This is a genomic window from Octadecabacter ascidiaceicola (assembly GCF_900185015.1).
GTDB lineage: Bacteria > Pseudomonadota > Alphaproteobacteria > Rhodobacterales > Rhodobacteraceae > Octadecabacter > Octadecabacter ascidiaceicola.
This window is the reverse complement of record NZ_FXYD01000001.1, coordinates 997,487-1,023,700: the sequence shown is the minus strand read 5'-3', so window position 1 is coordinate 1,023,700 and position 26,214 is coordinate 997,487. Positions and strand designations below refer to the sequence as shown.

28 protein-coding genes are annotated in these 26,214 nt (G+C 56.2%); 20 read left to right on the top strand and 8 right to left on the bottom strand.

The features are described from left to right. Nucleotides 1–37: 37 nt before the first annotated feature. The gene (locus OCA8868_RS05105) at nt 38–1,684 is read left to right on the top strand and encodes a hypothetical protein (protein WP_093995546.1); all 1,647 of its coding nucleotides are present in this window, start codon (nt 38–40) and stop codon (nt 1,682–1,684) included. Then, complete coding sequence (locus OCA8868_RS05100; protein WP_245848038.1) at nt 1,660–2,172, top strand: DUF3726 domain-containing protein; 513 nt, start codon at nt 1,660–1,662, stop codon at nt 2,170–2,172. Before OCA8868_RS05105 ends, OCA8868_RS05100 begins: the two co-directional genes overlap by 25 nt. Here the strand turns inward: OCA8868_RS05100 and truA are convergent. Beyond that, on the bottom strand, nt 2,169–2,939 hold the full coding sequence (truA, locus tag OCA8868_RS05095) for a tRNA pseudouridine(38-40) synthase TruA (protein WP_093995411.1): 771 nt from the start codon (nt 2,937–2,939) through the stop codon (nt 2,169–2,171). The two genes, OCA8868_RS05100 and truA, sit on opposite strands and share 4 nt — an antisense overlap. A 100-nt stretch (nt 2,940–3,039) precedes the next feature. Between truA and OCA8868_RS05090 the strand changes: the two genes are divergently transcribed. The 6 genes from OCA8868_RS05090 to OCA8868_RS05065 all read left to right on the top strand — a co-directional run bounded on the left by OCA8868_RS05090 (nt 3,040) and on the right by OCA8868_RS05065 (nt 8,354). Continuing rightward, on the top strand, nt 3,040–4,455 hold the full coding sequence (locus tag OCA8868_RS05090) for a YcjX family GTP-binding protein (protein WP_093995410.1): 1,416 nt from the start codon (nt 3,040–3,042) through the stop codon (nt 4,453–4,455). Continuing rightward, nucleotides 4,452–5,459 carry a YcjF family protein gene (locus OCA8868_RS05085; protein WP_093995409.1) on the top strand — a complete coding sequence of 336 codons (1,008 nt, stop codon included), beginning with the start codon at nt 4,452–4,454 and terminating at the stop codon, nt 5,457–5,459. Before OCA8868_RS05090 ends, OCA8868_RS05085 begins: the two co-directional genes overlap by 4 nt. A gap of 230 nt (nt 5,460–5,689) precedes the next feature. Next, nucleotides 5,690–6,193 (top strand): type III secretion system chaperone family protein, encoded by a 504-nt coding sequence (locus tag OCA8868_RS05080; protein ID WP_093995408.1) that lies wholly within the window; start codon nt 5,690–5,692, stop codon nt 6,191–6,193. Between the two features lie 72 nt (nt 6,194–6,265). Next, nucleotides 6,266–7,078, top strand: a complete 813-nt coding sequence (gene proC / locus OCA8868_RS05075; RefSeq protein WP_093995407.1) for a pyrroline-5-carboxylate reductase — start codon at nt 6,266–6,268, stop codon at nt 7,076–7,078. Continuing rightward, entirely contained in the window at nt 7,075–7,410 is a 336-nt protein-coding gene (locus tag OCA8868_RS05070) for a tRNA-binding protein (RefSeq protein ID WP_093995406.1), read from the top strand. Before proC ends, OCA8868_RS05070 begins: the two co-directional genes overlap by 4 nt. After that, entirely contained in the window at nt 7,404–8,354 is a 951-nt protein-coding gene (locus tag OCA8868_RS05065; RefSeq protein ID WP_093995405.1) for a 2-hydroxyacid dehydrogenase, read from the top strand. Before OCA8868_RS05070 ends, OCA8868_RS05065 begins: the two co-directional genes overlap by 7 nt. Nucleotides 8,355–8,529: 175 nt before the next feature. On the opposite strand, the gene OCA8868_RS05060 is transcribed toward OCA8868_RS05065, so the two are convergent. After that, nucleotides 8,530–8,826, bottom strand: a complete 297-nt coding sequence (locus OCA8868_RS05060) for a hypothetical protein (RefSeq protein WP_143849516.1) — start codon at nt 8,824–8,826, stop codon at nt 8,530–8,532. Next, complete coding sequence (locus OCA8868_RS05055) at nt 8,810–9,406, bottom strand: thymidine kinase (protein WP_093995545.1); 597 nt, start codon at nt 9,404–9,406, stop codon at nt 8,810–8,812. Before OCA8868_RS05055 ends, OCA8868_RS05060 begins: the two co-directional genes overlap by 17 nt. Before the next feature lie 314 nt (nt 9,407–9,720). Here OCA8868_RS05055 and OCA8868_RS05050 point away from each other — a divergent pair, with 314 nt between their 5' ends. Both OCA8868_RS05050 and arsH read left to right on the top strand, forming a co-directional pair. Further along, entirely contained in the window at nt 9,721–10,173 is a 453-nt protein-coding gene (locus OCA8868_RS05050; protein ID WP_093995403.1) for a phage regulatory CII family protein, read from the top strand. Continuing rightward, on the top strand, nt 10,160–10,882 hold the full coding sequence (gene arsH / locus OCA8868_RS05045) for an arsenical resistance protein ArsH (RefSeq protein WP_093995402.1): 723 nt from the start codon (nt 10,160–10,162) through the stop codon (nt 10,880–10,882). Before OCA8868_RS05050 ends, arsH begins: the two co-directional genes overlap by 14 nt. Nucleotides 10,883–10,966: 84 nt before the next feature. On the opposite strand, the gene OCA8868_RS05040 is transcribed toward arsH, so the two are convergent. Next, nucleotides 10,967–12,085 (bottom strand): beta-ketoacyl-ACP synthase III, encoded by a 1,119-nt coding sequence (locus tag OCA8868_RS05040; RefSeq protein ID WP_093995401.1) that lies wholly within the window; start codon nt 12,083–12,085, stop codon nt 10,967–10,969. Between the two features lie 182 nt (nt 12,086–12,267). Here OCA8868_RS05040 and OCA8868_RS05035 point away from each other — a divergent pair, with 182 nt between their 5' ends. The 3 genes from OCA8868_RS05035 to OCA8868_RS05025 all read left to right on the top strand — a co-directional run bounded on the left by OCA8868_RS05035 (nt 12,268) and on the right by OCA8868_RS05025 (nt 13,871). After that, nucleotides 12,268–12,753 carry a BrnA antitoxin family protein gene (locus tag OCA8868_RS05035; protein WP_218822667.1) on the top strand — a complete coding sequence of 162 codons (486 nt, stop codon included), beginning with the start codon at nt 12,268–12,270 and terminating at the stop codon, nt 12,751–12,753. A 150-nt stretch (nt 12,754–12,903) separates the two neighbouring features. After that, complete coding sequence (locus OCA8868_RS05030; RefSeq protein WP_143849514.1) at nt 12,904–13,152, top strand: hypothetical protein; 249 nt, start codon at nt 12,904–12,906, stop codon at nt 13,150–13,152. A gap of 407 nt (nt 13,153–13,559) precedes the next feature. After that, nucleotides 13,560–13,871: a hypothetical protein gene (locus OCA8868_RS05025; RefSeq protein ID WP_093995399.1), complete on the top strand. Its 312-nt coding sequence runs from the start codon at nt 13,560–13,562 to the stop codon at nt 13,869–13,871. Between the two features lie 37 nt (nt 13,872–13,908). Here OCA8868_RS05025 and carB read toward each other — a convergent pair whose 3' ends face one another. After that, complete coding sequence (gene carB, locus OCA8868_RS05020) at nt 13,909–17,349, bottom strand: carbamoyl-phosphate synthase large subunit (protein WP_093995543.1); 3,441 nt, start codon at nt 17,347–17,349, stop codon at nt 13,909–13,911. Nucleotides 17,350–17,520: 171 nt separating this feature from the next. Here carB and OCA8868_RS05015 point away from each other — a divergent pair, with 171 nt between their 5' ends. From OCA8868_RS05015 to OCA8868_RS05000, 4 genes are all read left to right on the top strand, one after another. Continuing rightward, entirely contained in the window at nt 17,521–17,901 is a 381-nt protein-coding gene (locus OCA8868_RS05015) for a DUF1761 domain-containing protein (RefSeq protein ID WP_093995398.1), read from the top strand. Nucleotides 17,902–18,012: 111 nt separating this feature from the next. Beyond that, nucleotides 18,013–19,866, top strand: a complete 1,854-nt coding sequence (gene aspS / locus OCA8868_RS05010) for an aspartate--tRNA ligase (protein ID WP_093995397.1) — start codon at nt 18,013–18,015, stop codon at nt 19,864–19,866. A gap of 120 nt (nt 19,867–19,986) precedes the next feature. Beyond that, entirely contained in the window at nt 19,987–21,369 is a 1,383-nt protein-coding gene (locus tag OCA8868_RS05005) for a DUF1800 domain-containing protein (RefSeq protein WP_093995396.1), read from the top strand. A 3-nt stretch (nt 21,370–21,372) separates the two neighbouring features. Continuing rightward, on the top strand, nt 21,373–22,581 hold the full coding sequence (locus tag OCA8868_RS05000) for a DUF1501 domain-containing protein (RefSeq protein ID WP_093995395.1): 1,209 nt from the start codon (nt 21,373–21,375) through the stop codon (nt 22,579–22,581). A gap of 5 nt (nt 22,582–22,586) precedes the next feature. On the opposite strand, the gene OCA8868_RS04995 is transcribed toward OCA8868_RS05000, so the two are convergent. After that, complete coding sequence (locus OCA8868_RS04995; RefSeq protein ID WP_093995394.1) at nt 22,587–22,775, bottom strand: Flp family type IVb pilin; 189 nt, start codon at nt 22,773–22,775, stop codon at nt 22,587–22,589. Between the two features lie 112 nt (nt 22,776–22,887). On the opposite strand from OCA8868_RS04995, the gene OCA8868_RS04990 reads away from it, so the two are divergent. Further along, complete coding sequence (locus OCA8868_RS04990; protein WP_245848037.1) at nt 22,888–23,604, top strand: GNAT family N-acetyltransferase; 717 nt, start codon at nt 22,888–22,890, stop codon at nt 23,602–23,604. A gap of 6 nt (nt 23,605–23,610) precedes the next feature. On the opposite strand, the gene OCA8868_RS04985 is transcribed toward OCA8868_RS04990, so the two are convergent. Then, the gene (locus OCA8868_RS04985) at nt 23,611–24,327 is read right to left on the bottom strand and encodes a response regulator (RefSeq protein ID WP_093995392.1); all 717 of its coding nucleotides are present in this window, start codon (nt 24,325–24,327) and stop codon (nt 23,611–23,613) included. Nucleotides 24,328–24,481: 154 nt separating this feature from the next. On the opposite strand from OCA8868_RS04985, the gene mce reads away from it, so the two are divergent. Then, nucleotides 24,482–24,880: a methylmalonyl-CoA epimerase gene (gene mce / locus OCA8868_RS04980; RefSeq protein ID WP_093995391.1), complete on the top strand. Its 399-nt coding sequence runs from the start codon at nt 24,482–24,484 to the stop codon at nt 24,878–24,880. Continuing rightward, nucleotides 24,880–25,176: a DUF1467 family protein gene (locus tag OCA8868_RS04975; RefSeq protein ID WP_093995390.1), complete on the top strand. Its 297-nt coding sequence runs from the start codon at nt 24,880–24,882 to the stop codon at nt 25,174–25,176. The genes mce and OCA8868_RS04975 overlap by 1 nt, the downstream gene beginning before the upstream one ends. Here the strand turns inward: OCA8868_RS04975 and OCA8868_RS04970 are convergent. Beyond that, nucleotides 25,158–26,192, bottom strand: a complete 1,035-nt coding sequence (locus tag OCA8868_RS04970; protein ID WP_093995389.1) for an endonuclease/exonuclease/phosphatase family protein — start codon at nt 26,190–26,192, stop codon at nt 25,158–25,160. The genes OCA8868_RS04975 and OCA8868_RS04970 overlap by 19 nt on opposite strands. Nucleotides 26,193–26,214 lie beyond the last annotated feature (22 nt).

Here is a 26,214-nt window from a genome sequence, read left to right as displayed (position 1 = left end):
ATGTTGACTGGTCCGCACTCTCTGGCAGGGTATGGCCATGCTCGACACAAATGCACCCCCACCACAAAGCCCGTTGCGCCCTCCGAGTGAGGTGATGCGCCTGCGTCGGATGGGGGCGTCTTTTCCCACGCGGCTGTCCTTTTTGAGGGTCCTGCTGCGCAGGTTGTCTGCGGAAAATGCCAAAGTCTCGCGACCTGTTTGGGCGATTGACGAGGACGGGTTTGGCCATGCGGTCTATTCACTGACTTACGGCGGACATGTGTATTCCCTTGTCGCGGTTTCCACCGATCTACCAGAAGATCAACGTACAGACCGCGTGATCGCTACGGCATGGGACACGGCCTACGTGCTCTATGATGGCTTGCCCGACGCATCCGAAATAGACCGGATCGTTGCGAGCGCCCCCAAGCAAGAAGCGGCTCGGTTCACAGCACGTGACTTGGTGTTAAGCCGCGCCAATAAATCTGTTCGTCTGTTTGCCCACACCGTTGAACGGCTAAAAGCGGGTGAACAACCCGATGAAACGCTTGTGCGTGACACGGGCTATCTGATGCGCACCACAGCTGTTTACGGGAACGGGAAATTCGGCATCGCGGATCGCGTTGATTTTGCGCAGCGCGATGGCATGGGCGGATCGTTTGCGGCCGAAATGCTCGCGGTTTGGCTGATCCGCGGGTTCACCCATGATCTGGTTGAACATGTGGGTGGCGCGAAACTTGCGCCGCACCTGAAACGGCATCTTGGGATCGGAAATTCCACGGGGCTTGGAATGGCGCCGTTTCTTGTGTCACATCCGATGCTTCTGAATGCGTGGGTTTCTGCACGTGAAACTGCGCTAGCCCGCGTACGTGCCGTTGAGGGGGTGAGCGCGGAGCAAATCGAGAAGATCTATTCCTTGGTCGTTCGTGCTGCGCAGCATTTGGCGGAATGGCAGGTGCCCGATGCAATCGGCCAAGTTCGAATCGACAGGATGCGCAGCGAGTGGCCCAAAGTTGCTGTAATGATGACGCCAGAATTGATGAGCTCACACCAACCCCTAGAGCAGATCTGGCAAGCGGCGAGCGATTTCTCGGTCGACACGCAAGAATGCCTCGCCGCCTTGATGATCGAACCTTTTGGCGAGCTGGTGGATGAACTGGCTGACGGAATGGCAACTGAACGCCGTGTGACGTTGAACACAGCAATGTCGTGCGCGGATGCGCACGCCCTGATTACACGCGACTGGTCATGGGCCTTTTGCGATTACGATGCGCCGGATGCCTGCCACCAGTTTTGGTATGTCTCTGAAGCCAAAGCCGAGCCACGTCTTGGCCTTCGCCACGAAGAACCGGGTGCCGATCTTGAAAGCCCGCTCGATATCTCGCGGCAAGTGGCCTGTATGGCGAAAGAGTTGCCCGATACAGGAACAGTCGCCCAATTCCTCGCACGTCATCCTGAACACCGCGCCGCGATGCGCCGCGTCCAATCACTGGATGGTGCGCCTTATGCGGAAATACGGGACAATCTTATTGCAGACACTTGCCTGCCGATTGACATGCTGCGTTGCAAACTTGCGTTTTTTGGTGCCGCGAAGTTTGATCCAAAATCAGACCGTTGGACGCGGATTACCCTATGCCAAGGTGCGCCTATGCACGATGAATTGAAGGACGCTGATGACTGGTGGCTGCCGGTGTTTGCATCATGAGTGGCGCACAGGAAAAATCAGCAAACGAAATCGAAGGCCTGGTATTGAAGGCTGCGCGGGGCGGTGGATTGCCGCTCGGGTTGGCGGAAGACTTGGCAATGGCGACCGCCTATTTGGACCTTGATAAGCTCTCCACCTGCCCATGTTCGAGCGGCAATGCGGGCTTGGAAATTCCGCAAGCGTTGGATGCGATCGCAGCTGGCACGGGGCCAAAAACTGTCGAGGCAGACCTTGCCTTAATCGAGGCCTATGTCGCGAACGCTGAAGTGCATTCCTGTAAAACGCTCGTTTGGGAGGCTACATCGAACGGCGCCATTTTCCACCGCTTTGAAGACGACACACCTGACGAACACACACCATTAGGTCGCAGAACGGTCTCGCAAGAGCTCTTAACGCATTTGCATGATCTCGCCGTGAAGACCCACGTTCCTGAAACGGAAAGTTCGCGTGCTGGTGGTGCAGGTGCCGGGTTGACCGATAACGACTAGGCGAACGGGTCTTCGGGGTAGCCCACTTCGGCGAGGTATAATCCTTGTGGCGGGCAAACTGGCCCGCAACGGTTTCTGTCTTTCGCTTCAAGTGCTGCGGTCACATCATCAGGGGTCCAGCTGCCGGCGCCGACACGTTCCAAGGTTCCGACAAAGCTGCGCACTTGATTGTGCAAGAAGGACCGCGCACGAACATGAAAGTTGAACTCTTGCGCCCCGTCCCTGCGGTCGACTTGTTCGATATCCAACACATCAAGCGTGCGCATCGGGCTGTTTGCCTGACAGATCGTCGAGCGAAATGTTGTGAAGTCATGGCGCCCTAAAAGGCGCTTCGCGGCTTCTTGCATCGCAGCGAGATCAAGCGGTTGGCGCACTTGCCAGATTTTTCCGGTTTCCAAGATCAAAGGTGCGCGACGGCTCACAAGGCGGAACAAATAACGGCGCTCAAGGGCCGAGAACCGTGCATGCCAGTCATCGTCAACACGCACGCAAGCAGTTATCGCAACCGGCGCAGGTTTAAGGTGGTAGTTCAATGCCTCGGACAGGCGGAATGTCCCCCAGTCCTTTTCCATATCGCAATGGGCAACCTGACCCGTCGCATGAACACCCGTGTCCGTCCGCCCAGCCGCGACAATCGCATGTTCTCGTGGTTCAAGCTTTGCCAAGGCGTCCTCAATCGCGCCTTGCACGGTGGGCAGGCTCGTTTGGCGTTGCCAACCGCAATAGGGCAGACCGTCGTATTCAATTTTGAGGGCATAACGAGGCATAGAGGCGGCTTAGGGGGACAAACGCGCGAAATCAATCCCTACACATCACGCGGCGTGCCCCCTATCTTAAGGGGGATAAGTTTTCGAAAGGTACCAAAGCGTGGTGATCACAACCGTAGCCGACACGATCACGCGTAGCGTTGGGGCCGTGACAGGCACGCTTTCGGCACCTTTTACGGATCCGGTGATCCGTCTGGGGGTGACAGGGTTAAGCCGTGCAGGGAAGACCGTGTTCATCACGTCGTTGGTGGCGAACCTGTTGAACCGTCGGCGCATGCCGCAATTGCAGGCCGCCGCGTCGGGGCGCATCCAGACGGTTTATTTGCAGCCACAACCTGACGATACGGTGCCGCGCTTTGATTACGAGAACCACCTTGCGGCCTTGACCGCCAAACAACCGTTCTGGCCCGAAGGGACGCAGCGGATATCCGAGTTGCGCCTGTCGCTGAAGGTTCAACCCAGCGGCTTTTTCAGCGGACTGCAAGGCCCGCGCACGGTGCATCTGGATATTGTCGATTACCCCGGTGAATGGTTGTTGGATTTGTCATTGCTCGACAAAGACTTCGCCACGTGGTCGGCGGAAACTTTGGAACGCATGCCCACGCGCCCTGCCGCGGACGCATTCGTGGCTGAACTCGGTGCATGCGATGCCGCAAAAGGATTTGAGGAACCTCAAGCACAAGCCCTTGCATCAACGTTCACGGCCCATCTGAACGCAGCACGCGAGGCCGGCTTTTCTGACTGCACGCCGGGGCGTTTCTTGTTGCCCGGCGACCTCGAAGGATCGCCTGTGCTAACGTTCGCGCCGCTCCCGCTTATTGAAAAGCCAGCACGCAAGTCGCTGTGGCGCGAGTTTGAACGCCGCTTTGAGAGTTATAAACGCAACGTCGTGCGCCCGTTCTTTCGCGACCATTTCGCCAAGATCGACCGCCAGATCGTGCTGGTTGATGTCTTGGGCGCGATCCATGCAGGCCCGCAAGCCGTTGAAGACATGCGCCGTTCCATGGGCGACATTCTAGGCGCGTTTCGCCCCGGTCGGAACAGTTTCCTTAGCCAGCTGTTACAAGGACGACGTGTCGACAAGATCCTGTTCGCAGCGACCAAAGCTGATCATTTGCACCACCAACAACACCCTCAGCTTACCGCCATCACTCAGGCCCTGCTTCGTGATGCGCAAGACCGCGCCGAATTTTCGGGGGCCACGACGAAAGCCATGTCGATTGCCGCGCTGCGCACCACCGTTGAGGACACGCGCAACCACAATGGTGCAAGCCTTGGGGTCGTCCGTGGCCAGTTGTTAAATACCGACAAACAGGCCGCATTCTACCCCGGTGCTTTGCCCAGTGATCCTGCGCATTTGCTTGGGCCTGCGCGTTCTGGCGCTGAAAACTGGCTGGACGCGGATTACGAAGTGATGAGTTTTGCGCCCGCACCCCTTACCCTGAAACCGGGCGATGGGCCGCCTCACATCCGGCTTGATCGTGCCGCGCAATTCCTTTTGGGGGACAAGCTATGACAAATGGTCCGGTGCTTTTTGACCTTGAAGAAGGCGATGATGTAACGCCATCGACCGCGCCGCCAGTTCCCGAGCTGGAAGTCGTGCAAACACCAGCAGCCATGCAGCGTGTGGCGAGTTTGATTGCGAAACGCCCGAACCGCTTGGCCCGTTGGTTCTGGGGTTTGCTGGTCTCGCTTGTCGGGTTTTTCGTTGGCGTCGCCGCGTGGGATGTCGTCATCGGGCTGCTCGCGCGGTCCCCAATTTTGGGTTGGATCGCAGTTGGTCTAATTGGGCTATTCTGCGCGGTTCTACTGCTGATCACCTTGCGCGAGCTGGCGGCCTTCGGACGCTTGCGCCGCGTGGACCGTATCCAGCTGGGCGCGTCAGAGGCTTTGGCGGATGACAATCTAAGCCGTGCACGCGAAGTCACCGCAAAGATCAACGCGCTGTACCGTGGGCGCGACGACACCCAATGGGGGCGCGAAGCATTTGCTGAAAGAAAAGGCGATGTGTTGGATGCGGACGGGCTATTGGGTCTCGCAGAAACGACGATCCTGTCCCCGCTTGATGCGCGCGCCCGTATCGAAGTTGAAGCGGCAGCACGGCAAGTCGCGACCGTTACGGCGATTGTTCCGCTTGCTTTGGCGGACGTGTTCACCGCGCTGACAGCCAATATGCGCATGATCCGGCGGATCGCCGAAATCTATGGCGGGCGGTCTGGGACCTTGGGGTCTTGGCGGCTGACGAAACAGGTCTTGTCGCACCTTGTGGCGACAGGCGCTGTTGCGGTTGGTGATAACCTGATTGGTTCTGTCGCTGGCGGCGGCGTGTTGTCCAAAGTGTCCCGGCGTTTCGGCGAGGGCATAATCAACGGCGCATTAACGGCGCGTGTGGGGGTTGCCGCGATGGAAGTCTGCCGCCCAATGGCCTTCACCACGGAACCGAAACCCTCTGTGACCTCGCTCGTGAAGCGCGCGTTGACGGGGCTGTTCGGTGGAAGCGCAAAGTCCGATCAACTTTAATACGCCTCTGAGAATCGGGTGAAAGGTTAACAACTTGACCCAAAAAAGGACGCTTATCCCCTGATTTCTGGTCCGAAACCCCGCTTATCCCCAAGAAAAGGGTTTACAGAACACCCCTTCAGAACGCACGATATGTAGTAAGGAAGGGGCTATGTATCCTTTCCGATAGAGCAGGACACCAGATATAGCCTCTGCCAAGGCGCTCTGGATTGCACAGGAGGCTACATCGTATGGCACTCATCGAGCACTTTGATAGCGGCGACGACACGCACCCGATCGACCTGGTCGAGCACATTGCGGAACACCACGCGTGGGAATTTGACCGTATCCACGACGACCAAATCGCGTTTCAGGTCGAAGGGCAGTGGCGCACCTATGCCATTACGCTTGCGTGGTCGGCCTATGACCAAACCCTGCGCCTGATTTGCACCTTTGAAATGGAACCACCAGCGGATCGCATGGCGGAGCTTTACGAATGTCTGAACCTGACCAACGATATGTGTTGGGCGGGCGCGTTTACCTATTGGGCCGAACAAAAACTGATGGTTTACCGCTATGGTTTGGTGCTTGCAGGCGAGCAGGTTGCGGGACCAGAGCAGATCGACACGATGATTAACGCCGCAGTCCTTTCGGCTGAGCGTTTTTACCCAGCTTTCCAGTTGGTTACATGGGCGGAACGCAAACCGGCCGACGCATTGCAAGTCGCGATTACGGAAGCCTACGGGCGCGCCTAATTCAGATACCGACTACAGCTTGAACCCCCGCTTGGCGCGTCTTACGATCCGCGCAAACAGGCGGGGGTTTTCATGTCACTGGCATCAATTGAAACACACGGAATGGTCCTTTTGGGCTGCGGGAAAATGGGGTCCGCTATGTTGGCGGGTTGGCTGGCCAACGGGTTGTCGCCGTCCTCCGTTTGGGTGCTGGACCCATATCCATCCGAGTGGCTGCAAAGCACGGGTGTCCACATCAACGAAGGTGTGCCGGAGGCGCCCGCGATTGCGTTGATCGCGGTGAAACCACAGATGATGGGCGAAGCCTTGCCGTCAATGAAGGCGCTGGGAAATAGCGACACGGTGTTCTTATCCGTCGCTGCGGGGACGTCCATTGAAACCTTTGCCGATGTTTTGGGAGCACAAAGCCCTATCATCCGCGCGATGCCGAACACGCCCGCCGCCATCGGGCGGGGCATTACGGCGATTGTCGGGAATGCCCATACCAGCGAAGCGCAAATGGACCTCGCCGAGGCACTGTTGAGCGCGGTTGGACAGGTGGTTCGTTTGGACGATGAAGGACAGATGGATGCTGTGACGGCTGTTTCAGGGTCCGGTCCGGCATATGTATTCCACCTTATCGAAACGCTTGCCGCTGCCGGAGTGGCCGAAGGTCTGCCTGCTGAACTGGCGATGCAATTGGCCAAAGCGACGGTTGGTGGTGCGGGACAGTTGGCTGAGGAGGCAGATGAGGACCCGAACCAGTTGCGGGTCAATGTGACCTCACCCAATGGAACGACGCAGGCCGCGCTTGAGGTCTTGATGGACGCAGAAGCGGGTTTTCCAAATTTATTACGCCGCGCGGTGAAAGCGGCTGCTGATCGTAGTCGGGAGTTAGGCAAATGAGCGAGATAACCTTTGATGATTTCATGAAGGTCGACATCCGCGTTGGCCGCGTGATCCGCGCGGAACCTTACCCAGAGGCCCGCAAGCCTGCGATCAAGATGTGGGTCGATTTCGGCGAGGAAATTGGTGAACGTAAGACCTCGGCCCAAATCACCGACCACTATACAATCGATACGCTCGTCGGGCGGCAGGTCATGGGCGTGGTGAACTTTCCACCGCGTCAGATTGGCAAATTCATGTCCGAAGTCTTGGTGCTTGGGGCCTATGACGACACTGGCGTTGTCTTGATAGCGCCGGACAAAGAAACCCCTTTAGGAGCGCGGATGTGCTGAAAACGCTTTTGATAACGCGCCCCATTGCAGAACCCGTATTGGCGCAAGCGCGTCAGGCTTTTGATGTGACCGTGCACGAAAGTGGGGCGTTGTCCGTTGAACAGGCAGCACAGGCATTGGCGGAATATGATGCCATTCTACCAACGCTGGGCGATGCGTTTACCGCTGACGCCTTTAGCGGTGACATTCGTTGCAAGATGCTCGGTAATTTTGGTGTCGGATACAACCATATCGACGCCGATGCCGCCGCCGCGGCTGGGGTTATCGTGTCCAACACGCCTGACGTTTTGACAGACGCAACAGCCGATATTGCCATGACGCTGCTCCTCGCGACTGCGCGGCGTGCTGGCGAGGGTGAGCGCATGGTGCGTAGCGGCGCATGGGGTGGTTTTGACGTTAAAGGGCTGCTTGGGACCCATGTAACGGGCAAGACCCTTGGCGTGATTGGAATGGGGCGGATTGGTCTGGCGATCGCGGAACGCTGTCACTACGGGTTTGGCATGAAAGTGGTGTTTCACAACCGATCCCCTAAGGCGACCAAAGTTGCCGCGTTGCAATTGGACGATCTGAATGCCGTCATGGCAGAAGCGGATTTTGTCGTGGTCGCCACCCCAGGCGGTGCCGAGACAACAAAGCTGATTGATGCCGCTGCGATTGCCGCAATGAAGCCAACGGGGATTTTCATCAACATTTCGCGCGGCGAAGTCGTGGATGAAGGCGCGTTGATAGATGCGTTGGAACGGGGTGCTATCGCGGGCGCGGGTCTGGATGTCTACGAAAACGAGCCGTTTGTACCTGAACGCCTGCGTGCTTTGGAAAACTGTGTGCTGTTGCCGCACTTGGGCTCTGCGACGCAAGAAACCCGCCAGGCCATGGGGCAGATGGCGCTGGATAACATCATTGTGTGGCGCGATGGGGGTAATCCACCGCAGCGGGTGAACTAGGTTTCACGGACGGTAGTTGAGTATTTAAGAGCCAATGAAAGGTGATGAGCTAGTCTTTTGGGCAGGTGGTGCCTTCGCCGCTTGCATATGACCAGTCGGCCGCGCAACCAGTGCTGTCAAAACCGAAAAAGGCGGCGTTTTCGTCTTCTGTGGACATGAAAAGCGCGGGCTGGATTTAAACGCGAAGCCAATTCGAAAGCCCAGTTGGAGCGTGGCGCCAAACAAAATCGTCTACGTCCTGCACGGCCCAATCGCGTCGGCTGGCTTCTTCAATGATTGCTTCGCGGGTCAGGCAAGAATGCACTCTAAGAGTAGCTAAAAAGTCATCACGCGCTGCCTGATGGCCATCATCCATACTGGAGAGGTCCCAAGAGGTTCCGCGAAAACTCAAGATGACATGGGCGAAAGCTACGGTGGCACAAATGGCGAGGCCGCCAATCGCGATCAGAGTGATCTTAAACCAGCGTGGCATCGCCATCTTCCATCGCTTCGCGCCAATGGCGACGGCATAGGCTGACGTAGGATTCATTGCCGCCGATCTGGACCTGATTGCCGCCTGTCACCACGTCACCGTTGGCATCTTTGCGGACGACCATCGTGGCTTTTTTGCCGCAAAAACAAATGGTTCTGACTTCGCGCATTTCATCAGCCAGTGCGAGGAGCGTGGCGGAACCTGGGAACAACTCACCTTGGAAATCCACACGCAACCCGTAGGCCATGACCGGCACTCCGAGGTCATCAACGGCGCGCGCGAGCTGCCAAACCTGTTCAGAACTCAGGAATTGGGCTTCGTCAATGAAAATGCAGGCGCAGGGCCCTTCAGCAAGCCGACGTTCGATCTTGCGGAACAGATCATCGCTGATCGAAAACGTGTCCGCCGCTTCGCTAATGCCGATGCGGCTGGCAATTTGACCGTCACCCGCGCGATTGTCGAACTGCGCCGTCAGCAGATAGGTCTGCATACCGCGTTCGGCATAGTTATGTGCCGCCTGCAGTAGCACAGTCGACTTGCCGGCGTTCATTGTTGAGTAATTAAAATAGAGTTTGGCCATGTGGCGGAAAATGACCCGCCGACGAAGGGGTTGCAAGCCTTCGCGGCGGATCAATTCAAGTGTTTCGTCCATGAGTGGCGAGCCAAAAACCGGCTCTACGAAACGGTGGGCCAAGGGAACCGGGTACAAATGGCAAGCCATCTGTCCTTTGGATGGGGTCCGGGCCTTGGCCCTTCGACGTTGGGGACGCCGATCTCTGTGGTGTTCTGGTCTTCCCAATCGAACCCTTCCTCTATATCTGTCAGGTATGGATGGGGTGGTTTATGGGAAAAGCTTTGGGGCATTCCCCTCACCACCAATAAAGGACGACACATATGGCTGGCATCGGCAGCTACTTAAAAAAGCACACTGAAGCTCTTGTGAAAGACGTGGGGATTGAACCTGCGTGTGAATTGACGGGTAAGTCTAAGGCAACACTTGGGCGGTATTATTCAGATTCTGAAGAGCATTCGGATCGGTTTATGCCTGTTGACGCAGTTGCGCAGTTGGAAGCCGCAGCGAGCTACCCGCATGTCACGTCAGCCTTGGCTGAGTTGCACGGCAGCATGTTGAACAAAGACACGGCGCCAAAAAATTCGGAAGGCGGAATCAATTCTGACGTCATCTCGTTGAGCCAGCGGTTCGCGATGTTGATGGGGGAATACCAGCTGTCTATTGAAGATGGCGTGATCACCGTGAACGAAGCAAAGCGTCTGTTGCGTGAGACAGTTGAGCTGCAAAAAGTGTTGATTGATATGAAGCTGCATTTAGAAAATGAAAGCAGCTGACGTCGACACCTCCGATATGCCCAATATCGTTGCGGGGGCATTGAAGAAACTGGATATAGCAGCGTTGGTAGGGCCAAATGAGCCCGACCATGCGCCGCGCATTTTACTGTTATACGGGTCCCTGCGTGAAACCAGCTATTCACGGGCAGCCGCCGAAGAAGGTGCGCGGGTTTTACGTGCCCTAGGGTGCGAAACCAAAACGTTTGACCCAAGCGGGCTGCCGTTGCCCGATGACGCACCAGAAGATCACCCAAAAGTCGCAGAACTGCGTGATTTGGTTATGTGGTCTGAAGGCATGGTTTGGTCATCACCTGAACGTCACGGCGCGATGACTGGGATTATGAAGACCCAAATTGATTGGATTCCTTTAGCCCCAATCGGTGGCATTCGCCCAACCCAAGGCAAGACCCTTGCTGTGATGCAGGTGTCAGGCGGGTCACAGTCCTTCAATGCTGTGAACCAGATGCGGATTCTGGGTCGTTGGATGCGTATGGTAACGATCCCAAATCAGTCTTCCGTTCCAATGGCTTGGAAAGAATTTGAAGACGGGCGCATGAAGCCGTCTTCGCTGTACAACCGGATTGTTGATGTCATGGAAGAACTGGCACGTTTCACGGTATTGACGCGCGGGCGCAAGGATATGCTGGTGGATCGCTATTCAGAACGCGTCGAAAGCCTCGAAGATGTCCACAAGCGGGTTACGAGCTAGATAAACGGAACCGACGGGATTCCGCCACATGCTGCAAGTGTGAGGAGGGCCGCCAAAGTGAAGATAACTTTCATCAAACTTGACCTATGCGCGTTCAAGAATAACCGAGCCAACAGAGTAGCCTGCGCCGAACGAACAGATTAGTCCTACATCACCAGCGTTAAGATCGGATGAGTAATTCGCAAATGCGATGATGGACCCTGCGGACGACGTATTGGCATAGTCTTGCAAGATATTTGGCTGCTCATCTGCTTCTGGCACGCGGCCCAGAACCTTCTTCCCAATATAGTCGTTCATGGTCTTGTTGGCTTGGTGTAACCAAAGCCGTTTGAGATCAGATGCTTGCACGTCCTCGTCGTTCATATGCTCAGCGATATGTTTGCTGACCATAGGCAGCACCTCTTTGAAAACCTTGCGCCCGTTTTGCATGAATTGCATGTCGCGACGGTCTTCCATTTGGTCCCGCGTGCGGCGCAAAAACCCGTTGTTGTTGCGGATGTTGTTGGAGAATTTCGTGGCCAGACGTGTAGATTTGATCTTGAAATGATCGCCTTGAAGGCCTTCGTCACGTTCAATCAGCACGGCTGTAGCGACGTCACCGAAGATGAAATGGCAGTCGCGGTCGCGCCATTCCAGATGTGCGGAACAGATCTCTGGGCAGACGACCAAGGCGCTGGAAATGCTGCCAGATTTGATCATGTCGGTGGCGGTTTGAATGCCGAAGGTCGCGCTAGAACAGGCGACGTTCATGTCGAAGGCGAAGCCGTTGATTTCCAGAAGTTGTTGAATTTCCACGGCAATTGCGGGGTAGGCGCGCTCATGGTTGGAGGCGGCACAAATTACGGCGTCGATATCGTCGGCGGATTTGCCAGCCTGTGCCATTGCCTGCAGTGACGCATCAACGGCCATCTCAGCCATCAGGCTGGGCTCATCATCTGCGCGGTTTGGCAGCTTAGGGAACATACGAGTTGGGTCAAGAACGCCTTCTTTATCAAGTGTATAGCGTCGTTCGATCCCAGATGCCGCGAGGATAAATTCGCTACTGGAATGTGGCTTGGCCTCAATCGTTCCGGCGGCAATTGCGGCGGCATTCTCGGCATTAAACAGGTCAGCATGGGCGTTGAATGCGGCAACCAATTCGTCGTTGGTGATGGTGTGTTCGGGGGTGAAAACCCCTGTGCCGGTAATTGCTGCGCTGAACATCGTTAATCCCCCAATTTCTGTGCAGTTATAGGGGCCTACCACCCGCCAAAACGCAAGCGTTACGGTGCGTACACATCCCGTACACAACCTGTACACATTGCGTATGTACGCCGTGCACCGCCCGCAGGGGCAGGATCGCGTTAACAATTCACGCGCAAACTGCCCCACCAAAGGGGGCGAACATGCGCAAGATTGAACCGAAAACCATGACCAAGACGGAAAAGATGCACTGGGGCTTTGCTGTGGATGCCATCAAGATGATGGAGCACGAGCTGATGGGCTATCTGGCCGAGTACAAAGCCCTGCCGCGCGACTGGGACCGCATTTGGGAAGACGAGGACCGCCGCGACCCCAAACGCACCCGCGTCACGATCAGGCTGGACGCGGATGTGGTGAGGTTCTTCAAAGGGCTGGGGCCGGGATATCAGGTGCGGATCAACCGCGTGCTGCGGGCGTTCATGCATTTCCGACTGGCGAAACTGATCGAAGGGCCGGACACGATGGACTACGTGCTGCGGCCCGACGAGGTGCTGGAGAAAGCGCGGAGGAGGCCGGAATGGGGCGATACGGACCGGATGTTGGCGGAGGGGGAGAGGGCGAAACCCGCGAAGGGAAAACCGCGCAAGCGGGTGCCGAAATGCACGGAGCGACCTTGGGTGAAGGGATAGGTGGATGGGCTGAAGGGGAGGTGAGGCGGAAGAACACCATGAAGGCCTACACATAAATTACACATTAATTTGACCTTTGCTAGTAGATGTGTAATTTATGTGTAGGCCTTCATGGTGAAGGTCTGTACAACAAAAAGGAGTAACCGCCCGATGTCCCCCAGACGTAAGATTAAAAACTTACGGGCAGGCTTTGTTGAAGACTTCAATATCATTGAGGTTGAAATAGAGTTTCTGGAGGATGGAACTGAAGTCTCTGAGCAAGAAGGCGACTTGTCGCTGGACTTGGAGGATGACCGCGAAGAAAGTGAAGAGAACACAACTCAAGTATACAGATTTGGCACTGGTGTGATTCTCGGGGTTTTTGGTGTTGGTTTAGGTTTCGTTTCTCTCTTCCTGTGAGAGTTGGAGGGGGTTCGCCCCCTCCGCCTGCAGGCGTTGAGGTGACATGTGTGGATAATACTCTTTTTAGAAATGGGAGACTGTTAATGTCTTGTAAACCTATGACGAAAACTCAGCTAGTAGCTGCATTGGCGGGCCGCGTAACCGTCTGTTTGAGTGATGCTCTATCATTTGCAATCGAGTGCATTTCCGCCGGGGTAACTGCGTTTCGCGGATTAATCTTAAGAGGGGTTGCCTCGGTCGCCTTTCTTTTGACGTTACCCACTCGGTTGGCGTCTCACTGGACGCGATCAAGTAATTCCAGCTTGAGATCATTTGGCCGAACTGTGAGAAAGCGGGTAAATGGAATGCTGTCACCAGCGGTATCAACGATTTCAGATGCTGCGGTGCTGGAAGGATGTGCCTAAATGTTGGCAAAAAAAGATGATGCGGGTAAGCATGCAACTAAGGTTGCAGTTGACAATGTTAAGGAGCTTCCATCTGTAGCGATTGAAGCAGACTCGGCACCTGCCAGGCTTCAATTGATCCTTCCGAGCCAATCTATGGCGCGGTTGACCTCAATAAAGGATGTTACCGAAGCAGCTTCGTATGCTGAAGTTATTCGCCGTTCATTGCGGATATATGAAGGCCTTTTGGCAGAGGTTCTTGATGGGTCTTCAGTTGTTGTTCGGAGAACTGATGGCAGCGAAGAGTGTTTGCCAATTGCAACCGTACTTTGAAACATTCCGAGCGCCACTCTGTGGCGCTCGGAGCCAGTCACCCCTGCAAGGCCCGAACCTTAACATCCCCATCAACCTTGGCTTTCATCGCCAAAGCTGCGGCGTGTGAGCCGCTGAGGGTTGTGTAGTAGGGGATGCGGTCGTTTAGGGCGACGGCGCGGATGGAGCGGCTGTCTTCCACGGCGGCGGTGCCTTCGGTGCTGTTGAACACAAGTGCGATTTCGCCGTCTTTCAGCAGGTCAGCGACGGTGCGTCCGCCCTCGTAGACTTTGTTCACCACGTCCGCTTTGATACCTTGCTCGGCCAGCCAAGCGGCGGTGCCGCGGGTGGCGCAGATGGTCATGCCGAGGTCGGTAACGATTTGCGCGGTCTCAAGCAGTTGCGGGGTTTTGTCGGTGTCTTTGATTGAGAAGAACACGGTGCCCTTGGTCGGCAGGTCAACGCCCGCGCCCATCTGCGCCTTGAGGAAGGCCCGATCAAAGCTGCGCGCCCAGCCCATGACTTCGCCGGTGGAGCGCATTTCAGGCCCCAAGATCGTGTCGACGCCGGGGAAGCGGTTGAACGGCAGAACGGCCTCTTTCACGGAGAACCACGGGGTTTTGGGGTCGGCCAAGGTGAAGGCGTCGCCCAGCGGCATGACGTCCATCGGGTCCGCAGCGGCGGCGTAGGGCGCGCGCATCGGGAAGTTGCTCAGCGGCTCACCAGCCATAAGGCGGGCGGCGATGGAAGCGATGGCGGAGTCGGTGGCCTTGGCCACAAAAGGAACCGTGCGGGAGGCGCGTGGGTTCACTTCGATCAAGAAGACTTCTTCGATGCCTTGATTATTGGCTTTGACGGCGAACTGGATGTTCATCAGGCCGACGACCTTGAGGGCCAAGGCCAGCGCGTTGGTTTGGCGCTTGATTTCCGCGACGATTTCGTCGGACAGAGTGTGTGGCGGCAGGGAACAGGCGCTATCGCCGGAGTGAACGCCGGCTTCTTCGATGTGCTGCATGATGCCCGCAACATGGGTTTCTTTGCCGTCCGATAGGCAGTCGACGTCTACTTCGACTGCGCCAGCGAGGTAGCTGTCGAGCAGGACGGGGCTGTCACCGGAAACCACCACGGCGGTTGAGATGTAGCGTTCAAGCTGGGACATGTCGCGCACGATTTCCATGGCGCGACCACCCAGAACATAGGATGGGCGGATGACCAGCGGGAAGCCAATGTTTCCAGCAATTTCAAGAGCTTGTGTATCTGTAGACGCGATGCCGTTCTTGGGCTGCAACAGGCCGAGATCGTTGACGAGGGCTTGGAAACGCTCACGGTCTTCGGCCCAATCAATACTGTCGGGCGAAGTGCCGAGGATCGGGATGCCTTCGTCAGCGAGAGCCTGCGCGATCTTCAGTGGCGTCTGGCCACCGAACTGGACGATGACGCCGTGCAGGGTGCCGTTTTCCTGCTCAACCCGTAGGACTTCCATGACAGATTCAAACGTCAGCGGTTCGAAATACAAGCGATCCGAAGTGTCGTAGTCGGTGGACACGGTTTCGGGGTTGCAGTTGATCATGATGGTTTCATAGCCCTGATCGGTGAGGGCGTAACACGCGTGACAACAGCAATAATCAAACTCGATACCTTGGCCGATGCGGTTTGGGCCACCGCCAAGGATCACGACTTTTTTGCGGTCAGATGGGCGGGCTTCGCATTCAACTTCGCCCATCATGGGGGCTTCGTAAGTGGAATACATATAGGGTGTTTGCGCCTCAAACTCGGCGGCGCAGGTGTCGATACGTTTGAACACAGCTTTGACACCAAGGTTTTGACGCGCACGGCGCACGTTGTCTTCGTCGCGGCCTGTCAGAGTGGCGAGGCGTGCGTCCGAGAAGCCGAGCATTTTGAGCTGGCGAAGGCCGTCTTCGGTCGTTGGAAGCCCGTCTTTTTTGACGACAGTTTCCGCGTCGATGATTTCGCGGATACGTTCGAGGAACCACGGATCGAATGCGGTGACGTTCTGAATTTCGCCGTCTGACAGCCCGTGGCGCATGGCCTGCGCGATGACGCGGATACGGTCCGGTGTTTGCTGGGCGAGGGCCTTGGTGATGGCGGCTTTGTCTGGTGCGTCCTCGATTTCGATATCGTCGAACCCAGTCAGGCCCGTTTCCATAGACGCGAGCGCCTTTTGCATGGATTCGTGGAAGGTACGGCCGATGGCCATTGCTTCGCCCACGGATTTCATCGCCGTTGTGAGGTATGGTTCGGAGCCCGGGAATTTTTCAAACGCAAAGCGCGGAATCTTCGTGACGACGTAATCGATGGATGGCTCGAACGACGCAGGTGTGACGCCTGTGATGTCGTTGTCGAGTTCATCGAGCGTGAAGCCCACGGCGAGTTTCGCGGCGATCTTTGCGATCGGGAAACCTGTGGCCTTGGACGCCAGCGCGGAAGAACGGGACACGCGTGGGTTCATCTCAATAACGACCATGCGGCCGTCCGCAGGGTTCACGGCCCATTGTACGTTGGACCCGCCGGTTTCGACGCCGATTTCACGCAACACGTTGATCGAATGCGTGCGCATCAGTTGGTATTCTTTGTCGGTCAATGTGAGGGCAGGGGCGACAGTGATGGAGTCGCCTGTGTGAACGCCCATCGGGTCCACATTCTCAATTGAGCACACAATAATGGCGTTATCTGCGGTGTCGCGCACAACTTCCATTTCGTACTCTTTCCAACCAAGCAGGGATTGGTCGACCAGAATTTGTGCAACGGGGGAGGCTTCCATGCCCGTGCGGCAGAAGTGTTCGTATTCCTCGCGATTATACGCCACGCCGCCACCCGTTCCGCCCATTGTAAAGGCTGGGCGAATGATGGCAGGCAGACCGATTTCCTCCAAGGCTTCCATCGCGATGGCGATACCAGCGGGAATGTCGAATTTGTCGGTGATGCGCGGCGCGGTTTTGTCTTTGGTTGGCGCGGTAACAATCGTCGCCTTCGGGTTTTCGATGCCAAGGCGATCCATTGCTTCGCGGAACAGCTGGCGGTCTTCGGCCATCTCAATGGCTTCGCGTTTCGCGCCGATCATTTCAACGCCAGCAACTTCGAGGATGGATTTATCCGCAGCGTCTGCGCCGAATTCTTCCAGCACGGCGTCCAGTTCAGCACCTTCAAACAGCTGGGAGATCGTCATCTCATCGGCGGCCAGCGCCGTGTTTAGGCCTGTCTGCCCGCCCATGGTTGGCAGCAGCGCATCTGGGCGTTCTTTGAGGATGATCTTGGCGACAACAGCGGGTGTGATGGGTTCGATATAGGTCGCATCCGCAAGGCCGGGGTCTGTCATGATCGTTGCGGGGTTGGAATTCACCAGAACCACGCGGTAGCCTTCTTCGCGAAGGGCTTTACAGGCTTGGGCGCCAGAGTAGTCGAATTCGCAGGCCTGACCGATAACAATAGGACCCGCGCCAATAATCATAATCGACTGGATATCGGTTCTCTTTGGCATGGCAGCCCCCATAATTTGCAAATTGTCCTGCGTTTAGGGAGTCTGGACGCAGGGTGCAAGCGGATTTGACCTGAAAAATGACTGCATTTTGCACGGCGGCCGTTAATCTTTTGGATCAATTGAAAAATGGGTTAATGTGACCCCATCAGAGATGAAAAATAGGGGGCGATCATGGGAATGATTTTATCAAATACGAGCTGGCTGGCGGTGATCGTCAGTCTGGTTTTGTGCATGGGGCTGGGGTTCGTTTGGTACAATCCGAAGTGGCCGACGGGGCAAATCTGGGCCGAAGGGGCCGGTGTCGCGGCGGATAGCCCGACCGATAACATGGCTTTGGCGATGGGAATGAATACTTTGGGGCTGTTTCTGGCGGCGATCTTTGTTGGCGGTGTCGGCTTGTCGGTGTCGATCCTTGCGATTTTGGCTTACGGCGCGCTGAACACGGCGGGCGGTTTGTTTGCGGGCAAATCGGTGAACGTCGGGCTGATCCACATCGGCTACTGGCTGGTCGGGGCGGTCATAATCACGATCGTTCGCGCCGTTCTGGGGTGATCTGACGCAACAAACAGGCGGTGCCCCTTAAAAGACGGGGCGCTGCCCTTGACTTAGCGCGTTCAAAGGGGTGTATCGGGCCGACCGTTTGACCCGTTAAGGACCGATATTATGCACGCCTATCGCAGCCACACTTGCGCCGAATTGAACAAGGATAACGTGGGTGAAACCGTCCGTTTGTCCGGTTGGGTACATCGTATTCGCGACCACGGCGGGTTGTTGTTCATCGATTTGCGTGACCATTTCGGCATTACGCAGGTGATGGCGGACCCTGACAGCCCTGTATTCAAAGAGATCGAAAAGGTACGTTCCGAGTGGTGTATCCGCATTGATGGCAACGTCATGGCGCGCGACGAAAGCCTTGTGAACGAAAAGCTGCCGACCGGCGAAATCGAAGTGTTCATTCGTGACATCGAAGTTCTGGGTGCGGCAAACGAGCTGCCTTTGATGGTGTTTGGCGATCAAGAATACCCTGAAGACACGCGCCTGAAGTACCGTTACCTCGACCTGCGCCGCGAGAAGATGCAGGAAAACATGAAGCTGCGCTCTGACGTTGTGTCATCTATGCGCAAGCGGATGTGGGACAAGGGTTTCCGCGAGTATCAAACGCCGATTATCACAGCATCCTCCCCTGAGGGCGCGCGTGACTTCCTTGTGCCGTCGCGTTTGCACCCGGGTAAGTTCTATGCGCTACCGCAGGCGCCACAGCAGTTCAAGCAGCTGATCATGGTGTCGGGCTACGACAAATATTTCCAAATCGCGCCGTGTTTCCGTGATGAAGACCCGCGTGCGGATCGTTCGCCAACTGATTTCTACCAGCTTGACCTTGAGATGAGCTTTGTTGAGCAGCAAGACGTGTTCGACACGATCCAGCCGGTGATCACGGGCATCTTTGAGGAATTCGGCAAGGGCCGTAAGGTTGATCAGACGTGGGAGCAGATTAGCTACCGTGATGCGGCGCTTTGGTACGGCACCGATAAGCCTGACTTGCGCAACCCGATCAAGATGCAGGTTGTCTCCGAGCACTTTAAAGGGTCCGGTTTCGCGATTTTCGCGAAGTTGTTGGAAAACGAAGGCACCGAAGTCCGCGCTATTCCGGCACCTACCGGTGGTGGCCGCAAATTCTGTGACCGCATGAATGCGTTCGCGCAAAAAGAGGGGCTGCCCGGCATGGGCTATATCTTCTGGCGCAAACAATCGGCGGATTCCATCGCGCAAGAGCGTGGGATCACCGTTAAAGAAGTGAATGCGCTGATCAAATCCGGCGAGATCGTTCTGGGCGAAGAGGCCGCTGGCCCATTGGCCAAGAACATCGGCCCTGAGCGCACGGAAGCGATCCGTCAGCAGCTTGGCCTTGGTGTTGGCGATGCGGCGTTCTTCCTTGGTGGTAAGCCGAAAGCGTTTGAAACCGTTGCTGGTAAAGCCCGCGCCGTAATCGGCGATGAGCTTGGCCTGACGGACCTGAACCGTTTTGCCTTCGCTTGGATCGTGGACTTCCCGATTTACGAGCGTGACGAAGAAACCGGCAAGATCGACTTTGAACACAACCCGTTTTCCATGCCGCAAGGCGGGATGGCGGCGCTGGATGGCGACCCTGAAGATGTGCTTGGTTATCAGTATGACCTTGCCTGCAACGGCTATGAGCTGGTGTCTGGTGCGATCCGGAACCACCGCCCTGAAATCATGTTCAAGGCGTTTGAAATTGCGGGTTACGGCAAAGACGAAGTTGAAAAGCGTTTTGGCGGCATGGTTAATGCGTTCCAATACGGTGCTCCGCCCCACGGTGGTTGTGCGGCTGGTGTTGACCGGATCGTCATGTTGCTCGCAGATGCCGACAACCTGCGCGATGTCATAATGTTCCCGATGAATCAACGCGCCGAAGACGTTATGATGGGCGCGCCAAGCCTGCCGATGAACGAACAAATGCGCGAGTTGAGCCTGCGGGTCGTGCCGCAAGAAAGCTAATCGGCCTGAAATATTGAACGATGGGCGGGGTAATTCCCCGCCCATTTTCGTTTTGAACACGGGACATGGGTTGATTGCGCGTATAAACTGCACAAATTGATCCCGTAGGAGGACCCGTTCGTGCCGTTTGACCCGACCATTGCAGCGATCCGTTTTGGTATGGGGCTGTCCCCGACGATTGCACCGCCCGTGTCCGTTGCAGATATGTTGGCGCGTTTGGCTGGGCCAGATACGATCGCGGCGGAATTTCCGATCCCGACATACAAAGATGTCTACCCGTCGCCGTTGGATTATCTTGACGCGACACGGGCGTTAAACGCTGCCCGCGGAACTGACGACGAGGCGGCGGCAGATGAACAGCGTCGGCAGGTCGGTCAAGATGGCGGCGAAGCGATGTTGTCATTCGTCAAAGCCGATTTGAACCGCGCGGCCCATACCGAAGACGGTTTTCGCGAACGTCTTGTGCGGTTCTGGGCCGATCATTTTACGGCGCGTTCGACCAAGGGCATCAACAGGCACTTGGTGTCGCCATATATCGAAGAGGCCATTCGCCCGTTTGTCATGGGCGACTTTGCTGAGATGTTGATAGCGGTGGTGAGCAGTCCGATGATGATCTGGTCTTTGGATCAGCATCAGTCGATGGGGCCAAATTCGCGCGCAGCACGCAATAACGTGAAAGGTCTAAACGAAAATCTAGCGCGGGAGCTGTTGGAGCTGCACACGTTGGGTGTTGGCAGCGCCTATCAACAAACTGACGTTCGAGAATTGGCTGAACTGCTGACAGGGGTTTATGCGAATGTCCAAGAGGGTGGTGTTTTCAGACCCGCGCGGGCTGAACCCGGTGCAGAGCGGGTTTTAGGTGTTGAGTATGGGGGCGGGGAGGTTGCCTCGATCGAGGAAGTGAACGCAGGATTGCGCGGAATCGCGATCCACCCTGATACGGCGCGACACCTTGCGCGTAAGCTGGTGGTGCATTTCATCACTCCGACCCCTGATGGGGGTTTGGTCGATGCTATGGCTGCGCGGTATTTAGAAGATAACGGCGCTTTGATGGGGATGTATGGGGTGATGCTAGAGCATGAGACCGCATGGGCGCCTGATGCGTTGAAGGTAAAGCAACCATTTGATTTTATTGCATCATCTATACGTGCGTTGGGCGTGTCGCGCGATGAAATTATGAACGCTGAGAAGGGCGTGATCCGCCGGTCCATACAGCGTCCAATGACAGTAATGGGGCAAACATGGCAGCGCCCTGTTGGGCCGGATGGTTGGCCTGAGGAAGAGGAAAACTGGATCACTCCGCAGGGGATGGCGGGGCGGATCACGTGGTCGATGCAGATGCCGAGGACGTTATTGGACCGGCTTCCCGATCCGCGTGATTTTGTGTTTACGGCGCTTGGCCCGAAACCGCCTGAGGCGGTTTTGTTTGCCGCGAATGCGGCTGAAACTGTGAGCGACGGGGTTGGTCTTGTGCTGGCGTCCGCCGCGTTTCAGAGGAGATAGGCGATGGATCGTAGAAAGTTCCTGATTGGTGGCACGGCACTTGGGTGTTCTGCTGCGGCGTCGCCGTTTGTGACGCCTGTCGCGATGGCAGCAGCCCCGTGGGACGCGCGCTTGGTTGTGATTATTCTGCGCGGCGCGATGGATGGGCTGGATGTGATCCAGCCTTACGGCGACCCTGCGTTGGCGGGGTTAAGGCCGACGTTGTTTAATGGAAATGCCGCTGACTTGGACGGGTATTATGCGTTGCATCCGTCATTTGAACCGCTGCGTCCGCTTTGGAATACGGGTGAGTTTGGGGCAGTGCATGCGGTGTCCACGCCCTATCGCGACAAGCGTAGTCATTTTGACGGGCAAGATATTTTGGAGGCGGGGTTGCCTAACCTGACTAGCGGAGGTCTGCGTGATGGGTGGTTGAACCGCATGTTGCAGGTGGTGCCGGGGTTAGAACCTGAGGTGGCGTTTGCGATTGGGCGCGAGCAGATGTTGGTCCTGTCAGGGGATGCGCCTGCGTCACGATGGTCACCAGATGCGCGGCTGACGATTTCACCCAATGCACGGGCATTGCTGAATGTTGTGCATCATGATGATCCGCTGTTTCGGGATGCCTCAGACGAAGCCATCGCCATTGCCGAACAGATTTCGCTGGAGGCGGATCTGGCGGAAGAAACCGAAGTGATGATGGCGCAAAGCCCGATGATGGAGACGGTTTCACGAGGTGGCGAGCATGTGAAAATTGCGGAATTCGCAGCGTCCCGTTTGCGGGCAGATACGCGGATCGCGTCGTTTTCTATCAACGGATGGGACACCCATGCACGACAAAGTAATGGTATGAGGAACGTGGCACGGGCGCTGACGGATACGATTTTGACGCTGAAGGCGGGACTTGGGCCCGCTTGGGATAAGACTGCGGTGCTGTGTTTAACCGAGTTCGGGCGCACGGCGCGCGAGAATGGCAGTGGCGGCACGGACCACGGCACAGGCGGTGCGATGCTGTTTGCGGGTGGTGCGCTTCGCGGTGGGCAGGTGATCGGGGATTGGCCCGGATTGGGCGACGGCGACCTTTATGCAGGTCGCGATTTGCTGCCAACGCGTGATGTGCGTGCACATGTTGCATGGGTTATGCGGGGGTTAATCGGCCTTGATCAAGCGGTGCTAGAGCAGGCCATTTTTCCAGGTCTCGAGTTAGGCCCGAACCCTGGGTTGGTGCGTTAGGGCAGTTATACGCCCGTGTTTGGGCCGATTTCTTCGACAACCGCAGACGTGTCTTCAGCAAGTGATTGTACCGGCTGACCAACAGTTGCCATAACAGCGGCGCCCAACAAAACGAGGCCGGCGGTCAAAACCATCCAGTCGATTGTTGTGTTACCGTCTTCTTCAGTCCAAAACTTCTTAACAAAACGTTCCATTTACTCGATTTCCTCTTGCTGCCCCAACTCGTACTGGGGACTGTATGATTGGGAAATGGGGCAACTTTCTGCCCGACCTGCGGCGGGCGTGGGGGCATTTGGGGGAATTGTAGTGAACAAAATTGAACGGCCAATTGGCCATAAGGTGGCTTTTGCGGAAGCTGAGTTTCCGACGGATGAGACGCTGATCGGCCGTTATGTCCGCATGGAAAAGATTGACCTTGAAACGCACGGGCCCGCGCTTTGGGCGCGGATGGTGGGCGAGGACCATTTGTGGGACTACCTTTATGAGGAAGTTCCGAAAGATGAAGCAGAGTTTTTTGCAGGTTTGCGTGTGTCGATTGGGCGTGCCGACTGGAGCGGTTACGCCGTGTGTTTGCCGGATGGATCGCCTGTGGGGTATGCGTTTTACCTCAATATTGTGCCTAGCATGGGTACGATTGAAGTCGGCAACATCAACTTTTCACCTGCCTTGCAGCGCACACCGGCCGCGACGGAAGCGATGTTTTTGATGATGCAGAATGCCTTTGATCTTGGCTATCGGCGGTATGAGTGGAAATGCAATGCGCTGAATGCGCCGTCCCGTCGTGCCGCTCAGCGGTTGGGGTTTTCTTGGGAAGGGATTTTCCGGCAGCATTTGATTGTTAAGGGGCGCAATCGCGACACCGCATGGTTGGCGATGACGGACGGAGAATGGCCCGCATTGAAGGCTGCGTTTCAGACGTGGCTCGCGCCAGATAACTTCGATGCGGATGGACATCAGCGCCAGGCGTTGCGGGCCCTAACCACGCCTTGTCGCGCGGCCAGCGACCCTGACCAAGCTGGTTAAGTGAGATTAGATCGGGCTTGTGCGCGCTATGCGGTCTTGCACCATGGCGGCAACACGGGCGACTTGCGATTGGACGGCTTCGCCAGATGTTTGCATTTCCGCTAATGTGTCCATCTCACGCTCAAGCGAGGTGTCGGCGACGCTGCGTGCCACACCGCCCAGAAACTGGGTCAGATACCGTAGTGAGCGTTGATCGGTTGCATCTTCAAGCACGACGGCAGCGGCCTCAAGATCGTCGCGCAGGGCGACTTCGTCAGGGATGATAACTTCATCATTGAGGGTGCGTAGGCCTTTGGGCTGACGATCGGCGGGCAGATGTTCAAGGATTTTGGATTGGAAGTAGCCGATGCTGGAAACCGGTTTGGGCATGAACCCGTCTGCACCCGCCTTGATTGCTAGGGCTTCACCGTCAGGATCGCCAGATGTGCCAATCACAACTTCAATTCGGCTGGGGCCTTGGGTGAGGTCGCGAATAAGATCGACGCCGGACCCATCGGGTAGGCCAAGGTCGATAATCACCACAGAGGGGCGGTAGACGGCTAGGTGGCGTTGGGCGTGAAACAGGCTGTCGGCCCGTCTGATCCGCGCACCAGAGCGTAGACAAAGCAGGCGCATAGCCTCAGAAGCGAAACGGCTGTCCTCGACGACGAGAACCGTTAATCCCAACAAAGGCCGCGCCGCTGTTGGCGGGCGCATCTGCATAAAATCATCCAAGCTGTCCATGATCGGTCCCCCGTTACGTGTTTCGACTCACTAGACGATATGTTGGTGAATCTTAGGTTAATGGAGCCGCCGAAATGCCCGCGACATGCTGTACGTTGCGCCCATGCGCGCCATGGCCGATAAGACTGCCAAATCTTAAAAAAAGGGTATCAAAATGATAGGACGTTTGAACCATGTGGCAATTGCGGTGCCAGACCTTGAAGCAGCCTGTGCGCAGTATCGCGGTGCATTGGGTGCCAATGTAGGTGAACCCCAAGATGAACCTGATCATGGGGTTACAGTCGTCTTTATCGAACTGCCCAATACCAAGATCGAGTTCCTGTACCCGTTGGGCGACAACAGCCCGATTGCTGGCTTCCTTGAAAAGAACCCCGCAGGCGGCATTCACCACATTTGTTACGAAGTCGACGACATTGAAGTTGCACGCGACAAGTTGCTGGCTGAAGGCGCACGTGTGTTGGGTGACATCAAGATAGGTGCGCACAACAAGCCTGTGCTGTTCCTGCACCCCAAAGACTTCAACGGCTGCTTGGTTGAGCTGGAACAAGTCTGATGGGCATTACATCTGCCATCGTCCTGTTTGCTGTCGTGTGGTTCATGACATTTTTCGTCGTGCTACCGCTGCGCATGAAAACGCAGGGCGAGGCTGGGGAAGTGGTCCCCGGAACGCATAAATCCGCACCGGCTGACGCACAGATCGGGCGCAAGGCGCGTATCACGACCTATTTTGCCGTTCCCATTTGGGCCACGCTGGTCGCGATCATCCTATCAGGTTGGATTTCGGTGCGTGACTTAGACTGGTTTGACCGCATGGGTCCACCGAGCAGTTCTCAGGATACGTCCAACTGAACCCAAAGCGGGCGGTGGTCGGACAGGTGGTACTTCACATGTTTGCGAAAGGCTGAGACCCGTTTGTCTTCGTCTTGGATATCCGACAGCCGGTCCCAGAGGCCGGCGAAGACGGCGTTGTCAAAATCAAACACATCGTAGTCGATGATCTTGCTTTGCAAACGGCCCGGCGCGAAGGTCATTTGGTCATATGTCTTGTCCCCCGCAAGGTTCGAGCCACCCACGCGGGACGTATATTTAAGCGGCTGCATGCCGTATTCGATTAAGGCGCGATAGGTGCCCTGTTTGGGGGTCATCGTTGGGATGTTCATATCGCCCAACAGAACAATGTCTTGATCGTATGTCGTGTCTTTTTCGCTGCGTTTATTGGCCCAACGTGCTAACGCGTGCACTTCCATGATGCGGCGGGCATAGGCTTTGCGTTTGATCTGTGTGGTCGGGTTGCCGCCTTTTCCATAATACAAATGCACGTTCGCCAAGGTTAAATCGAGCATGCCGCAGGCGAAGGACCCAATATAGGGATTGCGATCAAAGGGTTCGAACAACAATTTTTCGAAGGTCTCTGATTTTGGCTTTTTGTAATAGGTATAGTGAACGGTCACATCGCGCTTGGGGTAGTCGCTCGCGCGCAAGGCAATTTCGCCGAATAACTGTTTAGGGGTGACGCGGGAACGGTCGAACACGAAGGCGAGGCGTTCAGAATTTCCCGCCGTATCAGACATCACAAAGTCCCAAGTTGGTCCCAAACGTTCCACCATCTCCGCGAGGGGGTGCCAGTTTTCATTGACCTCTTGCACCGCAATCAAATCAAACTTGCCACAGATATGAGCGAGGATGTCCAATGCGCCGTCGCTGCGGTTTTGCACGCCAAAGTTTGCGATGTTCCAGCAAGCCAGCAACAAGCGGTCATCGGCACGGGGCGGAACATTTCGCAGATCGAAATGGGTATCCAGCGCGCGGATTTCGACAGAGGTGCGAAAGCGAAACGCGTCTTCGGGTTTGCCATGAGGGGGCATGGTGGATCTCCGAGTCAAACAA

What these genes read in the sequence shown, in the direction of transcription:
- OCA8868_RS05105 (WP_093995546.1), top strand. Translation starts at nt 38, where the DNA reads ATGCTCGACACAAATGCACCCCCACCACAAAGCCCGTTGCGCCCTCCG.
- truA (WP_093995411.1), bottom strand. Translation starts at nt 2,939, where the DNA reads ATGCCTCGTTATGCCCTCAAAATTGAATACGACGGTCTGCCCTATTGC.
- OCA8868_RS05085 (WP_093995409.1), top strand. Translation starts at nt 4,452, where the DNA reads ATGACAAATGGTCCGGTGCTTTTTGACCTTGAAGAAGGCGATGATGTA.
- OCA8868_RS05080 (WP_093995408.1), top strand. Translation starts at nt 5,690, where the DNA reads ATGGCACTCATCGAGCACTTTGATAGCGGCGACGACACGCACCCGATC.
- proC (WP_093995407.1), top strand. Translation starts at nt 6,266, where the DNA reads ATGTCACTGGCATCAATTGAAACACACGGAATGGTCCTTTTGGGCTGC.
- OCA8868_RS05070 (WP_093995406.1), top strand. Translation starts at nt 7,075, where the DNA reads ATGAGCGAGATAACCTTTGATGATTTCATGAAGGTCGACATCCGCGTT.
- OCA8868_RS05060 (WP_143849516.1), bottom strand. Translation starts at nt 8,826, where the DNA reads ATGCCACGCTGGTTTAAGATCACTCTGATCGCGATTGGCGGCCTCGCC.
- OCA8868_RS05055 (WP_093995545.1), bottom strand. Translation starts at nt 9,406, where the DNA reads ATGGCCAAACTCTATTTTAATTACTCAACAATGAACGCCGGCAAGTCG.
- OCA8868_RS05050 (WP_093995403.1), top strand. Translation starts at nt 9,721, where the DNA reads ATGGCTGGCATCGGCAGCTACTTAAAAAAGCACACTGAAGCTCTTGTG.
- arsH (WP_093995402.1), top strand. Translation starts at nt 10,160, where the DNA reads ATGAAAGCAGCTGACGTCGACACCTCCGATATGCCCAATATCGTTGCG.
- OCA8868_RS05040 (WP_093995401.1), bottom strand. Translation starts at nt 12,085, where the DNA reads ATGTTCAGCGCAGCAATTACCGGCACAGGGGTTTTCACCCCCGAACAC.
- OCA8868_RS05035 (WP_218822667.1), top strand. Translation starts at nt 12,268, where the DNA reads ATGCGCAAGATTGAACCGAAAACCATGACCAAGACGGAAAAGATGCAC.
- OCA8868_RS05030 (WP_143849514.1), top strand. Translation starts at nt 12,904, where the DNA reads ATGTCCCCCAGACGTAAGATTAAAAACTTACGGGCAGGCTTTGTTGAA.
- OCA8868_RS05025 (WP_093995399.1), top strand. Translation starts at nt 13,560, where the DNA reads ATGTTGGCAAAAAAAGATGATGCGGGTAAGCATGCAACTAAGGTTGCA.
- carB (WP_093995543.1), bottom strand. Translation starts at nt 17,349, where the DNA reads ATGCCAAAGAGAACCGATATCCAGTCGATTATGATTATTGGCGCGGGT.
- OCA8868_RS05015 (WP_093995398.1), top strand. Translation starts at nt 17,521, where the DNA reads ATGGGAATGATTTTATCAAATACGAGCTGGCTGGCGGTGATCGTCAGT.
- aspS (WP_093995397.1), top strand. Translation starts at nt 18,013, where the DNA reads ATGCACGCCTATCGCAGCCACACTTGCGCCGAATTGAACAAGGATAAC.
- OCA8868_RS05000 (WP_093995395.1), top strand. Translation starts at nt 21,373, where the DNA reads ATGGATCGTAGAAAGTTCCTGATTGGTGGCACGGCACTTGGGTGTTCT.
- OCA8868_RS04995 (WP_093995394.1), bottom strand. Translation starts at nt 22,775, where the DNA reads ATGGAACGTTTTGTTAAGAAGTTTTGGACTGAAGAAGACGGTAACACA.
- OCA8868_RS04985 (WP_093995392.1), bottom strand. Translation starts at nt 24,327, where the DNA reads ATGGACAGCTTGGATGATTTTATGCAGATGCGCCCGCCAACAGCGGCG.
- mce (WP_093995391.1), top strand. Translation starts at nt 24,482, where the DNA reads ATGATAGGACGTTTGAACCATGTGGCAATTGCGGTGCCAGACCTTGAA.
- OCA8868_RS04975 (WP_093995390.1), top strand. Translation starts at nt 24,880, where the DNA reads ATGGGCATTACATCTGCCATCGTCCTGTTTGCTGTCGTGTGGTTCATG.
- OCA8868_RS04970 (WP_093995389.1), bottom strand. Translation starts at nt 26,192, where the DNA reads ATGCCCCCTCATGGCAAACCCGAAGACGCGTTTCGCTTTCGCACCTCT.